General features: G+C 74.7%; 16 protein-coding genes. 11 read left to right on the top strand and 5 right to left on the bottom strand.

The features are described from left to right. On the bottom strand, nucleotides 1-870 hold an 870-nt coding region (locus B0E53_RS26010; RefSeq protein ID WP_107078446.1), incomplete at its 3' end, for an ROK family transcriptional regulator. 124 nt (nucleotides 871-994) lie between these two features. On the opposite strand from B0E53_RS26010, the gene B0E53_RS26005 reads away from it, so the two are divergent. Both B0E53_RS26005 and B0E53_RS26000 read left to right on the top strand, forming a co-directional pair. After that, entirely contained in the window at nucleotides 995-2,446 is a 1,452-nt protein-coding gene (locus B0E53_RS26005; protein WP_107078445.1) for a glycoside hydrolase family 3 N-terminal domain-containing protein, read from the top strand. A 36-nt stretch (nucleotides 2,447-2,482) separates the two neighbouring features. Beyond that, nucleotides 2,483-3,679: a PP2C family protein-serine/threonine phosphatase gene (locus tag B0E53_RS26000; RefSeq protein ID WP_107078444.1), complete on the top strand. Its 1,197-nt coding sequence runs from the start codon at nucleotides 2,483-2,485 to the stop codon at nucleotides 3,677-3,679. 6 nt (nucleotides 3,680-3,685) lie between these two features. On the opposite strand, the gene B0E53_RS25995 is transcribed toward B0E53_RS26000, so the two are convergent. Next, entirely contained in the window at nucleotides 3,686-4,039 is a 354-nt protein-coding gene (locus tag B0E53_RS25995; protein ID WP_107078443.1) for an STAS domain-containing protein, read from the bottom strand. 145 nt (nucleotides 4,040-4,184) lie between these two features. On the opposite strand from B0E53_RS25995, the gene B0E53_RS25990 reads away from it, so the two are divergent. The 3 genes from B0E53_RS25990 to B0E53_RS25980 are packed head-to-tail and all read left to right on the top strand — an operon-like array spanning nucleotide 4,185 to nucleotide 5,786. Then, nucleotides 4,185-4,649, top strand: a complete 465-nt coding sequence (locus B0E53_RS25990) for a hypothetical protein (protein ID WP_107078442.1) — start codon at nucleotides 4,185-4,187, stop codon at nucleotides 4,647-4,649. Beyond that, on the top strand, nucleotides 4,646-5,146 hold the full coding sequence (locus tag B0E53_RS25985; protein ID WP_107078441.1) for a DCC1-like thiol-disulfide oxidoreductase family protein: 501 nt from the start codon (nucleotides 4,646-4,648) through the stop codon (nucleotides 5,144-5,146). The genes B0E53_RS25990 and B0E53_RS25985 overlap by 4 nt, the downstream gene beginning before the upstream one ends. After that, on the top strand, nucleotides 5,079-5,786 hold the full coding sequence (locus tag B0E53_RS25980; protein ID WP_107078440.1) for a TetR family transcriptional regulator: 708 nt from the start codon (nucleotides 5,079-5,081) through the stop codon (nucleotides 5,784-5,786). Before B0E53_RS25985 ends, B0E53_RS25980 begins: the two co-directional genes overlap by 68 nt. 176 nt (nucleotides 5,787-5,962) lie before the next feature. Here the strand turns inward: B0E53_RS25980 and B0E53_RS25975 are convergent, their stop codons facing one another. Continuing rightward, nucleotides 5,963-6,628, bottom strand: a complete 666-nt coding sequence (locus B0E53_RS25975; protein ID WP_107078439.1) for a GNAT family N-acetyltransferase — start codon at nucleotides 6,626-6,628, stop codon at nucleotides 5,963-5,965. Nucleotides 6,629-6,755: 127 nt separating this feature from the next. Here B0E53_RS25975 and B0E53_RS25970 point away from each other — a divergent pair, with 127 nt between their 5' ends. The 6 genes from B0E53_RS25970 to B0E53_RS25945 all read left to right on the top strand — a co-directional run bounded on the left by B0E53_RS25970 (nucleotide 6,756) and on the right by B0E53_RS25945 (nucleotide 10,080). Beyond that, the gene (locus B0E53_RS25970; protein ID WP_107078438.1) at nucleotides 6,756-7,451 is read left to right on the top strand and encodes a response regulator transcription factor; all 696 of its coding nucleotides are present in this window, start codon (nucleotides 6,756-6,758) and stop codon (nucleotides 7,449-7,451) included. Then, nucleotides 7,444-8,466: an ATP-binding protein gene (locus B0E53_RS25965; protein WP_107078437.1), complete on the top strand. Its 1,023-nt coding sequence runs from the start codon at nucleotides 7,444-7,446 to the stop codon at nucleotides 8,464-8,466. Before B0E53_RS25970 ends, B0E53_RS25965 begins: the two co-directional genes overlap by 8 nt. A gap of 64 nt (nucleotides 8,467-8,530) precedes the next feature. After that, nucleotides 8,531-8,716 (top strand): DNA repair protein, encoded by a 186-nt coding sequence (locus B0E53_RS25960; RefSeq protein WP_107078448.1) that lies wholly within the window; start codon nucleotides 8,531-8,533, stop codon nucleotides 8,714-8,716. 63 nt (nucleotides 8,717-8,779) lie between these two features. Next, nucleotides 8,780-9,037 (top strand): type II toxin-antitoxin system VapB family antitoxin, encoded by a 258-nt coding sequence (locus B0E53_RS25955; RefSeq protein ID WP_107078436.1) that lies wholly within the window; start codon nucleotides 8,780-8,782, stop codon nucleotides 9,035-9,037. Further along, nucleotides 9,037-9,456 (top strand): PIN domain nuclease, encoded by a 420-nt coding sequence (locus tag B0E53_RS25950; RefSeq protein ID WP_210406211.1) that lies wholly within the window; start codon nucleotides 9,037-9,039, stop codon nucleotides 9,454-9,456. Before B0E53_RS25955 ends, B0E53_RS25950 begins: the two co-directional genes overlap by 1 nt. A 108-nt stretch (nucleotides 9,457-9,564) precedes the next feature. Continuing rightward, nucleotides 9,565-10,080 (top strand): hypothetical protein, encoded by a 516-nt coding sequence (locus tag B0E53_RS25945; protein ID WP_107078434.1) that lies wholly within the window; start codon nucleotides 9,565-9,567, stop codon nucleotides 10,078-10,080. Between the two features lie 51 nt (nucleotides 10,081-10,131). On the opposite strand, the gene B0E53_RS25940 is transcribed toward B0E53_RS25945, so the two are convergent. Then, nucleotides 10,132-10,869, bottom strand: a complete 738-nt coding sequence (locus tag B0E53_RS25940) for a Clp protease N-terminal domain-containing protein (protein ID WP_107078433.1) — start codon at nucleotides 10,867-10,869, stop codon at nucleotides 10,132-10,134. Nucleotides 10,870-10,988: 119 nt separating this feature from the next. Then, the gene (locus B0E53_RS39665) at nucleotides 10,989-11,858 is read right to left on the bottom strand and encodes an LPXTG cell wall anchor domain-containing protein (RefSeq protein WP_246835592.1); all 870 of its coding nucleotides are present in this window, start codon (nucleotides 11,856-11,858) and stop codon (nucleotides 10,989-10,991) included. Nucleotides 11,859-12,140 lie beyond the last annotated feature (282 nt).

The raw sequence follows: 12,140 nt of genomic DNA, 5'->3' as shown, positions 1-12,140 counted from the left end.
CACCGCGTCGGCCGCGCCGGCCGCGGCGAAGCCGTGCTCGGCGGCCACCGCGCGGACCGCGTCGGCCCCGGCGAGCTGCTGGAACGCCGGCTTGGCCCGCTTCGACACGTCGCGCGGGATGGGCGCGCCGGGCACCGGCAGGTAGCCGATCTCGCCGGCCGCGCCACTGCTGCCGTGGTGCAGCCGCCCGCCCAGCATGATCGCCAGGCCGACACCGGCGTCCACCCAGACCAGCACGAAGTCCGCCGTCCCCTGCGCCGCGCCGGACTGGGCCTCGGCCACGGCGGCCAGGTTCACGTCGTTCTCGAAGACCACCGGGGTGTGCAGGTCCTCGCGGAGCGCGGCGAGCAGGCCGCTGTGCCAGCGCGGCAGGTTGAACGCGAAGGTGATGTCGCCGGTGCCCGGGTCGACGAGACCGGGCGTGCCCAGCACGATCCGCCGCACGCTGGACAGCTCCGCGCCGGCGCTGCTGGCCGCCTGGACCACCGCGTTGTGCACCACGCCGACCGGGTCGTCGGTGTCCTTCGTGGACTGCTCGACCCGGCCCACCACGGCGCCGGTGATGTCGGCGCAGGCGGCCACCACGCGCTCGGCCCCGACGTCCACGCCGACCACGTACGCGCTGCTCGGGCGGACCGCGTAGAGCTGGGCGTTCGGGCCCCGCCCGCCGGCCTGCTCGCCGACCCGGGCGACCAGGCCGCGTTCCTCCAGCCGTTCGACCAGCTGGGACGCGGTGACCTTGGAGAGCCCGGTCAGCTCGCCGATCCGCGCCCGGGTCAGTGGCCCCTGCTCGAGCAGCAGCTCCAGCGCCGCGCGATCGTTGAGCGCCCGCAACAGTCGGGGGGTGCCGGGCAGCCGGGTCGCACTCATGCCAACGTCCTCTATTTTCAGTAAAGTTTGCTAACCACAAAACGCCTGCCGAGGGGTGTCCGTTAGCGTATCGGCCACCCCGATCCGGGGTCGTCGGACGACCCGGCAGGGAAAGGGGCTACTCGTGGGGTTGGATCCAGGACTCCGTCGGCTCGCGCTGGGCACGCTGCTGGCGGCGTACCCCGGCCCGGTCCCGCCCGACTGGGCGGTCGACCTGCTCGCCGACGGGCTCGCCGGGCACACCCTGTTCGGCACCAACGTCCACGACCCGGCCCAGGTGGCGGCGACCACCGCGGCGCTGCGCGCCGGCCGCCCGGACGTGCTCATCGCGATCGACGAGGAGGGCGGGGACGTCACCCGGCTGGCACACGCCACCGGCAGCCCGTACCCGGGCAACGCCGCCCTCGGCGCGGTCGACGACCCGACCCTGACCCGCCAGGTCTACGCGGCGATCGGCGCCGAGTTGGCCGCCCTCGGCATCAACCTGGACCTCGCGCCGACCGTCGACGTGAACACCGCCGACGAGAACCCGGTGATCGGCACCCGCTCGTTCGGCGCCGACCCGGCCCGGGTGGCCGCCCACTCGGCCGCCGCGGTCGCCGGCCTCCAGTCCTCCGGGGTGGCGGCGTGCGCCAAGCACTTCCCCGGTCACGGCGCGACGGTCGCCGACTCCCACTACGAGCTGCCCACCGTCGACGTGCCGCCGGCCGTGCTGCGCGAGCGCGACCTGCCGCCCTTCGCCGCGGTGGTCGACGCCGGGGTACGCGCCGTCATGACCGCGCACATCCGGGTGCCCGCGCTGACCGGCGACGGTCCGGCCACCTTCAGCCGGGCGGTCCTGGTCGACCTGCTGCGCCGGGATTACGGCTTCACCGGCGCCGTGATCACCGACGCGCTGGAGATGAAGGGCGCCGCCCTGGCCGCCGGCGGCGTGGGACCGGCCGCGGTCCGCGCACTGGCCGCCGGGGCGGACCTGCTCTGCATCGGCGCCAAGGTCGACGCCGACCTGGTGACGCACGTCGTCGAGGAGATCGTCGCCGCGCTCGCCGACGGCCGGCTGGACCGGGCGCGGGTCGAGGAGGCCGCCGGCCGGGCCGCCGAGCTGGCCGCCTGGACGGCCACGGGCGGCACGGCGGCCACGACCCCGGATGGCCTCGGCTACGCCGCCGCCCTGCGCGCGGTGCGCGTGGAGGGCGATGTCACCGGCCTGGCCGCGCCGCTGGTGGTGCAGGTGCACGCCACCTCCACCATCGCCGAGGGTCGGGTGCCGTGGGGGCTGGGCCCGCACCTGGCGGGTGCCGAGGAGGTCCGCGCGGTCGCCGGCGAGACCGACCCGGACGAGCTGCGCGGGCTCGCCGGGGAGCGTCCCATCGTGCTGGTCGGCCGGCACCTGCACCGGCTGCCCGGGGCGCGGGAACTGGTCGACGCGCTGGCCGCCACGCACCCGGTGACCGTGGTGGAGATGGGCTGGCCGGGCGGCTGGCGGCCGACCGGCGCCCGGGCCTTCGTCACCACGTACGGCGCCAGCCACGCCAACGGGCGCGCGGCGGCACAGGTGCTCGGCCTGGCCGGCTGAGGTCTGCCAGGCCCCGTTCCGGGGTACTCCGTTCGGATGAGCGCCGTCGACCCCTGGTACCGGGCGCTGGCCGACCTGGTCTCCCGGTCGCACCGGGTGCCCCCGGACGCGCTGCCGGCGGCGGTGACCGCGGCGGTGCGCGAGCTCGGCGTGGCCGTGACCATCTACGTGGCGGACGTCGAGCAGGAGCTGCTGCGCCCGCTGCCCGAGCCGGGTCGGCCGCTGCCGGAGCCGCTGCCGATCGACGCCAGCCTGCCCGGCCGCGCCTACACCGAGGTCAGGGCGCGGGCCGGGCAGGACGGCCGGCTCTGGGTGCCGGTGGTCGACGGCACCGAGCGGTTGGGCTTGCTGGAGGTCGGCCTGCCGGTCGGGGCGGACCCGGACGACCCCGCCGTGCGGGACGGCTGCCGGGCGATCGCCGGCCTGGTCGGGCACCTGGTGGCCAGCAAGTCCGCGTACGGGGACGGCCTGCAGCGCGCCAAGCGGAGCGGGCCGATGGCCGTCTCCGCCGAGCTGCTCTGGCAACTGCTCCCGCCGCTCACCTTCGCCGTCGACACGGTCGCCGTCAGCGCGATCCTGGAGCCCTGTTACGAGGTGGGCGGGGACGCCTTCGACTACGCGCTGGACGGTGGCCGGCTCGCGCTCGCGGTACTCGACGGGGTCGGGCGCGGGCTGCCGGCGACCCTGACCACCGCGGTGGCGCTCACCGCGCTGCGGGCCGCCCGGCGCACCGGCGGCGGGCTGGCCGAGCAGATCGCCGCGATGGAGGCGGCCCTGCGCAGCCAGTGGCGGGACGGGCGGTTCGTGACCGCCGTGCTGGCCGAGATCGAGGTCGACACCGGACGGATCCGGTACGTCAACGCCGGCCACCCCGCCCCGGTGCTGCTGCGCCGGGGCCGGGCGGTGCGCGCCCTGACCGGCGGGCGACGCCCGCCGCTCGGCCTGAACCTGCCCGCCGGTGAGCCGGGCGAGGCCCGGCTGGAGCCGGAGGACCGGCTGCTGCTCTACACCGACGGGGTGACCGAGGCCCGCGACGCGGGTGGCGAGATGTTCGGGCTGCCGCGGCTCGCCGACCTCGCCGAGCGGCACATCGGCTCGGAGTTGCCCGCACCGGAGACGCTGCGCCGGCTGAGCCGGGCCGTCGCCGAGTACCGGGGCACCGCCTCCCGCGACGACGCCACGATGGTGCTGGTGGAGTGGTCCGGCGCGGCGGCGGCCCGGGTGCAGCCCTGAGGCGGGCTACCGCAACCGGCGCCAGCCCGGTTCCACGGCGGAGCTGCCGTCGCCCGGCCAGCCCAGCAGGACGTCGACCGCGGTGATCCGCAGCACCCGGGCCACCACCGGCTGCGGGTCGGTCACGCGGAAGGTGGCGCCCCGGCCGACCGCCTCGGCCGCGCCGCGCAGCAGGGCGGCCACCCCGGTCGAGTCGAGGAACGGCACCGCGCCGAGGTCGACCACGATCTGCACCAGGTCGGGCCGGTCCAGCACGCCGTCGAGCACCCGGTCGAACGCGGGCGCCCCGGCCATGTCGAGGTCGCCGACCGGGCTGAGGAACAGCCGGCCCGCCCCCATGTCCCGCGTACCGATCTCCATGACCCGCCCGTCCGCTCCGACAACGCCGTCGAGACCATACCGGCCGGGCGGGGCCGGCGCGACGGGCGCCTACTTGAACGCGTTCAAATACTGTCGTACGCTGAGCCCGACTTCGATTTGAACGCGTTCAAGAGAGGCGACGGCGATGGATGCGAAGGTCTGGATGTACCTGGCCTACCTCACGGTCAGCATCGGGCTGACCGTCTGGGTGGCCCGGGCGCTCTCCCGCAACGGGCTGGTGTTCCTGGAGGACGTCTTCGCCGACAAGCGGCTGGCCGACGCGGTCAACAGCCTGCTGGTGGTCGGCTTCTACCTGCTCAACCTCGGCTACGTCACGGTGGCCATGAAGGAGGCCGACCCGGTGGGCGACACCAGCCAGGCGCTGGAACAGCTCTCCATGAAGGTGGGCCTGGTGCTGCTGGTCCTCGGCGCGCTGCACTTCTTCAACGTCTTCGCGCTCGGCCGCTACCGGCGCGGGCGGCTGCGCCAGCAGGCTGCCGCCCACCCGCCGCTCGCCCCGATCGGCTACCTCCCGCCGCAGGGCGGCCCCCGACCGGTCAACCCGGCCGGGCCGGCGCCCGGGCAGACGCCGCCCGCCGCGCCACGGTGACGCTCGCCCCGGGCGGGCGCCCGGCGGATCCCACCGGGCACGGGGCCGGTGGGATCCGCGGGTTCACCGTCCTCTACGACGCGCACTGCCCGCTCTGCCGGGCCGCCCGGCAGTGGCTCGCGTCGCGCGCCCAGCTCGTACCCCTGGAGTTCGTGCCGGCCGGGTCGGCGGAGGCCCGGCGGCGCTTCCCGGGGCTCGACCACGACGCCACGCTGCGGGACCTGACCGTGGTGGCCGACACCGGCGCGGTCTACGCGGGCGACGGCGCATGGTTCGCCTGCCTCTGGGCCCTGGCCGACCACCGCGGAACGGCCGAGCGGCTGGCCCGCCCGCACCTGCTGCCGCTGGCCCGGCGGGTGGTGACGACCGCCTCAGCGGTACGTGAGCTGGTCCGGGAACCCCGGCCGGACCCGGGATACGGTGACGACGATGACCGAGCAGACTGCGCCGACGACCGCTGCGGATGGCCCGAGCACCGGGGCGACGGCCCGGGGTGAGCAGACCCGCCAGCTGATCCTGGACACCGCGATGCGGCTGTTCCGCGAGCGGGGGTACGCGCGCACCACCATGCGCGCCATCGCCCAGGAGGCCGGCGTGGCGGTGGGCAACGCCTACTACTACTTCGGCTCCAAGGAACACCTGATCCAGGAGTTCTACGCGGAGACCCAGCGGGAACACCAGGTGGTGGCCGCGCCCGCGCTGGCCCGGGAGCGGGACTTCGCCGCCCGGCTGGCCGCCGTGCTGCACGCCGGGGTGGACGTGCTGACGCCGTACCACTCGTTCGCCGCCAGCTTCTTCAAGACGGCGGCCGAGCCCACCTCGCCGCTCAGCCCGTTCTCCGCCGAGTCGTCCGGCGCCCGGGAGGCGTCGGTCGCGCTCTTTCGCGAGGTGCTGGAGGGCTCGACCGCCAAGGTGGACGCCGACCTGCGCGAACCCCTGCCGGAGCTGCTCTGGCTCGGCTACATGGGCGTGGTGCTCTACTGGGTGCACGACCGCTCCCCCGGCCAGGCCAAGACCCGCCAGCTCATCGACGGCGCGGTCCCGCTGGTCGACCGGCTGGTGGGGCTGTCCCGGCTCCGGGTGCTGCGCCCGGTGACCCGCCAGGTGGTCACCTTGATCCACACGCTGCGTCACTGACCGCCCCGACCACCCCGTCGGACTGAATCGCAGGTCAAGTCCGTAACCGGACAGGGGTCACCGGCCCGTCACCCCTTGCTCGACACGCGGTGGACACATAGCGTTACCAGGGTCGGGACCTGGGGGAGAGGCCGCGGACCGTGGATCCGGCCCGGGATCCACGGTCCGCGCCCGCCTCAGGGCGGGAAGACTCCGTACGACGTCCAGCCCCGGTCCGGGAAGCCGGCCGCCTCGGCCACCCGCGCCGAGGCGTGGTTGTCGTGGTCGTGCAGGTAGGTGGGAACCGCCCCCTCGTCCAGCACCCGCCGGGCCGCCTGGGCGACCAGCCGCCGGGCCAGCCCGCGCCCCCGCGTCGCCGGCGCCGTGCCCACCGCCAGTTCGTGCCCGTACGCGTCGTGCCGCTTGATCCCCGCGCCCGCCCGGTACGCCCCGTCGGCGTCCCGGACCACCAGCACCTCCCGGTCGAACAACCGCAGCCACGGCGGCAGCCCGGGCGTGCTCGGCGCGACCCACTCGCCGACGTCCGCCAGCGGCGCCGGGGCGGTGCTCCACCGGAACAGCCCGGCGTGGGTGGTGAACTCCGGTGCGCCGACCGCCGCCGGAAGGGCGCGCAGCAGACTTCCGTCGGGCCGCTCGCGGACCAGGTCCCGGATCGCGGCGGCCCGGTCCGGCGGCACCGACAGGAGCGCGCACTCCGGGGAGGCGACCGCGATGGCCGGGCGCAGCCGGCCGTCCCAGGCCGGCCGGGCCCGCCGGTGCGACCGGACCACGTGCAGCCCGGGACCGGCCGGCCACTGCCCCAGCCAGGTCGCCAGGTGCAGGAACAATCGCCGGTCGAGCACGTGATCACGGTACGCCCGCCGCGCCGGTCCGGCGCGCCGGATGCCCCGCCCGGCGCCGTAAGAACTCGGCAATAGATCGACTGCCCGCCCGTGGCTACGCTGACCTCCGGGTACGGGGAGGTGCGCCGTGGCGCAACGGGTGCTGGTGGTCGACGACGACCGGACGGTCGCCGACGTGGTCTGCCGCTACCTGGAGCACGCCGGCTACGAGGTCGACCACGTCGGGGACGGGGCCGCCGCGCTGGCCGCCGTGGCCCGGCAGCCACCACAGCTGGTGGTGCTCGACCTCATGCTGCCGGTGCTGGACGGGCTGGAGGTCTGCCGGCGGCTGCGGGAGCGGCCGGACGGCGTACCCATCGTCATGCTCACCGCCCGCGGCGACGAGGCCGACCGGATCCTGGGCCTGCAACTGGGCGCGGACGACTACCTGAGCAAGCCGTTCTCCCCCCGCGAGCTGGTGCTGCGGGTCCGCTCGGTGCTGCGCCGGGCCGGCGGCGACCCGGCCGGCGTACCCCCGGAACTGCTCGCCGACGGCGGCCTGGAGGTGGCGACCGGCCCCCGGGTGGCCCGGCTGCACGGCCGGGAGCTGACCCTGACCCTGCGCGAGTTCGACCTGCTGGCGCACCTGATGCGGCACCCGGCGCGGGCGTTCCGCCGCGCCGAACTGCTGGAACGGGTCTGGGGGTGGCGCTTCGGCGACCAGTCGACGGTGACCGTGCACGTGCGACGGCTGCGGGAGAAGATCGAGGCCGAACCGGCCGCCCCCCGCCGGATCGTCACGGTCTGGGGCGTCGGCTACCGGTACGAGCCGACCGATGCGTGACCTCGCGCTGATCTTCGGGGCGGCCCTGGTCGCGGCGCTCGCGGTGGGGCTGGCCGGCGCGGTGGCGCTGCGGTCGCTGCGCGGGCGGTCGATCACCGTGCACATCTCCGTGTTGCTCGCCATGACGGTCGGCGCCGTGGCGGCCGGGGTGGCGGTGGTCGCCGAGGCGATGTTCCTCTCCCCGCACGACCTCGAGGTGGTGCTGACCACGGTGTCCGCCGCCGCGGTGGTGAGCCTCGCGGTCGGCTGGCTGTTCGGTCGCCGGCTGGCCGCCGCGGCCGTCTGGGCAGACCAGGCCCGGGAGCGGGAGCGCCGGATCGAGAAGGGACGCCGCGACCTGGTCGCCTGGGTCTCGCACGACCTGCGCACCCCGCTCGCCGGGCTGCGGGCGATGGCCGAGGCGCTGGAGGACGGGGTGGTGGGCGATCCGGCGACGGTGGCCGAGTACCACCGCCGGATCCGGGTGGAGACCGACCGGATGACCCGGCTGGTCGACGACCTGTTCGAGCTCTCCCGGATCAACGCGGGCGCGCTGCGGCTGTCGCTGTCCGCCGTGCCGCTCGGCGACGTGGTCTCCGACGCACTGGCCGGCACCGCGCCGCTGGCCGCCGCGCGCCGGATCCGGCTGCTCGCCCCGGAATCGGGCTGGCCGACGGTGACCGCGAGCGAGCCCGAGTTGGCCCGGGTGGTGGGGAACCTGCTGCTCAACGCGATCCGCTACACCCCGGAGGACGGCACCGTCCGGGTGGACGCCGGCCGGGACGCCGACACCGCCTGGCTCGCCGTCGCGGACACCTGCGGCGGGATTCCGGAGCGCGACCTGCCCCGGGTGTTCGACGTGGCGTTCCGGGGCGAGCCGGCGCGGACCCCGCACGCGGCCGCCGACGGCGGTTCGGGCGGGCTGGGGCTGGCCATCGTGCGCGGGCTGATTGAGGCGCATGGCGGGCGGGTAGATGTCCAGAACATCACCGACGGCTGTCGGTTCGTGGTCCGGTTGCCGGCCACGGGAACCTGACGCATCGATCCGGCGTCATATTCATTTCCATACATGTACAAGTTTCTCTGGGACGGTAATGGTCATGCCGAATGAGCCGATTGACCGGTACCAGCAGGACGCCGAGCAGCGCTGGCAGGCCGTCGAGGCCGCCGGGCGGTTCCCGGCGCAGGCCGACTACCGGGGGGCCCGGCGCGGGTCGCTCTCCTGGGCGGAGCTGAACGCGCTGCCGGCCGGCGCCTCCACCAGGCGCGGCCTCACCGCCCGCTGACGCACCAAGCTCGCCGCACAACTGGTGCCTTGAAGACGCCGGACTTGGTGTACGGTGGCGAGCATGACGCGCATCACCGTGGACGTCAACGACGAGTGGCTCGAGGCGGCGCGTGAGGCGCTGGGCACCGATACGAAAGTCGCCACGATCAACGCCGCGTTGCACGCCTTCGCCGTACGCCGGCAGGCCCGGGAGATCGTGGCAGCCTTCGACCAGGTGGAGATGGACTTCGCGGAATCGGCCGAGGCCTGGCGTTACGGCGGCGGGCGTGACCTGGGCACGCTGGCCGAGGAGGCCCGCGACGGCGAGGCCGCGGCCTGATGGCCGGCCCCGTCTACCTGGCGGACACCTCGGTGTACGTACTCCAGGCCCGGCATCCGGCCGTCCGGAGGCGCTTCGAGACGCTGCTGGCCGAGGGCCGCCTGGCGGCTTGCCAGATGACCTCGCTGGAGTACCTGAACAACGCACCGCACCCCAAGGGCTACGAGATCCTCTGGCAGGCGCTGCACGGACACCGGTGGATGGACGTCACCAGCACCGCGATGGACCGGGCGCTGGCCGTTCACCGGATGCTGGCGGCCGACAGCCAGCACCGGAACTTCCGCCTACCCGACCTCATCATCGCCGCGACCGCGGAGGCGCACGGCGCGACCGTGCTGCACTACGACGCGGACTACGACCGGATCGCCGCCCTCACCGGCCAGCCCACCGAATGGGTCGTCCCGAAAGGCAGCCTCTGACCGGAGGAACCGGCGACACACCCCGGCGCTCCGCACCGAGCTTTCGCACAGGTGTCCTGTAGCGTCTTGTGGTCCGAAACCCGGTCTACGACAGGAGAAGCTCCGCGCATGGGCAAGAAGACGATCCACGTCTCCGACTTCAGCGGCCAGGTGCTGAGCGCCGACGGCGAGGTGGTCAAGGTCGTCGTGCTGGAGCACCCGGACCTGGTCGCCGGGCCTGTGCAACTGGACGCCACCCCGGTCGAGGTGGAGAGCATCGACGACGCCGCGCTGGACGTGGCCGTGGTGGATATCCACGACAAGCACGGCGGGGGCGAACCGCGCCGGGTGGTGCTGACCGCCAGCGAGTTCGACGCGATGGCCACCGACGTGCCCATGGCGCAGCTGCTGCGCACCGCCGAGCGGGTCAAGCCGCCCAAGGCCCGGCGCGGCGCCGAGAAGCTCGACTACGGCACCATCGAGCACGCCGGCAAGCCGCACCGCGGCCGGGTCACCGAGGAGGAGGCCCGGCTGGTCCGCGACCGGCTCGACGAGGTGAACAAGCGCCTCGCCGACGCGGGGATCCGCCAGGTCGACCCGGCCGACCCGGAGCACGCGGCCCGCTACGGCTTCCCCACCGCCTGACGCACCCGGCACCGGGCACGCGCCCCCGTGGCGCGTGCCCGGCCGGCGCCGTCAGGCCCGCTTGCGGGCGATCTCGGCCAGGGCGCCCTCGACCGCGGACTCCAGCGCCGCCTTCTCCAGCCCGAGCCCGGTGAGCACACCGTCGCCGCCCTCCTCTTCGAGCAGGGCCAGCAGGATGTGCTCGGTGCCGACGTAGTTGTGGCCCAGTCGCAGCGCCTCCCGGAAGGTCAGCTCCAGGACCTTCTTGGCCCGCGCGTCGTAGGGGATGAGGTCCGGGACCTGATCGGCCTTCGCCGGCAGGGTCGCGGCGACCACCTCCCGCAGCCGCTCCAGGGGTACGCCCCGAGCCACGATCAGCGCGGCGGCCAGGCCCTCCGGCTCGGCGAGCAGGCCGAGGGCGACGTGTCCCGGCGTGATCTCGGCGTTGCCGGCGGCGCGCGCCTCCTCCTGCGAGGCCATCACCACGTTGCGGGCCCGCGGGGTGAACCGGCCGAAGCCGGCGTTCGGGTCGAGCGCGGCGGCTGTCTCGGCCTTCGCGGCGGACCGCTTCTGGGCGGCCTGCTTGCTCACCCCCATGCTGCGGCCGATCTCCGTCCAGGAGGCCCCCGACCGGCGGGCCTGGTCGACGAAGTGCCCGATCAGATGGTCGGCGACGTCACCCAGGTGATCGGCGACCAGGACGGCGCCGGTGAGCTGATCCAGCGCGTCCGTGTGCGTCTTCTTGATGCCCTCGATCAGTTCGTCGAGGCGTACCGGATGGTTCATCTTCAGCGGCTCGGTCTCCGTCATGCGTCAACCATAGGTTGACGGCGTGACTGCGTCAACCAGCGGTTGACGATCTCCACGGCGGCAGACGACGAAGCGCCCCGACCCGCGGGAGCGGGCCGGGGCGCTGGTGCGCCGCGCCGTCAGGCGACGAAGCGGGTACGGCGGCGCCGGGCGATCAGGTAACCGCCCCCGCCGAGCAGCAGCAGTGCCCCGCCGACTCCGGCCAGCACGCCGATGTTCGCGCCGGTCACCGGCAGGCCGCCGCCGCCGCCCGAGGCACCCGCGCCCGGGGCACCGGTGGGCGTAGCCGTCGGCTCGGCGCCACCCGTCGGGATGGCGGTCGGCGCCGTGGTCGGCGTCGCGGTCGGAGTGGGCTGGGTGGTCGGCGGCGTGACCAGCTGGGCGTACGCGAAGTTGATCGGCCGCGGCGTCTCCGGCAGCGGCAGCTCCCGCTCGGCCAGCGTCAGGGCCGCCTCGGTGCCCCGTACCGCCTTCGTGCCCTGGCCGGCGTCGCCGTCGGCGAGCTGCCGCACGCCGCCCTGGGCGTCGACCCACTGCTTGCCGTACCAGTGGAAGACGATCGAGGTGACCTTGTCGGGCCGCGCGTCGGCCTTGACGGTCACCACGTCACCGACGATCGCCAGGGTCTGCTTCGCGGCCAGCTCGCCGTCGAACTCGCACCAGGCGGCCTCCAGGTTGCTGTCCGCCGCGTACCAGCAGTTGTCGTGCTTGACGGCGAGGTCCAGGTCGTCGAGCACCCGGATCTGGACCACGAGGCCCGCCACCGGGGCGTCGCCGAGGTTGGTCACGCCGAGCGCCGCCGGCACCACCTCACCGGGCTTGACCGGGTACTTCTTGTTGAGCCCGGTGGCCGGGTCCAGCTCGGTGACGGCGGCCAGAGTGGCGCTGTCCGGGGCCGGAGCGGCGTGCCCGGCGGACGGCAGGGCGGTGACGCCGGCGGCGAGGACCGAGGCCCCCAGGGCGAGGCGGGCGGCGAAACGTACGGTCATGCGAAAACCCCCGTATCAAGGATGACCGCAAGACCCTACTCACCTTCCCCGGCCGCCGGGGCCCGGCGAACGCCCCATACTGGACCCGTCGATCCACTGTGGCCGGCGCCACAATCGCCGATGGAGACACCGCTGGCCGGCACCCCGTGGGGTGCCGGCCAGCGTTCGTTTGTTCAGGTCAGCTGTTCCAGTGCTGGGCGACGATGTCGGCGGCCTGCTGCTCCCACTGCGCGTACGCATCCGGGTAAGCCGAGACCTGCACGGTCTGGGCGGCCTCGGTCA

The sequence above is a fragment of the Micromonospora sp. MH33 genome, assembly GCF_003013775.1.
In the GTDB taxonomy this organism is placed as follows: domain Bacteria; phylum Actinomycetota; class Actinomycetes; order Mycobacteriales; family Micromonosporaceae; genus Micromonospora; species Micromonospora fulviviridis.
Note: the sequence above shows the minus strand (reverse complement) of the source record. Positions and strands in the feature narration are given on the sequence as shown.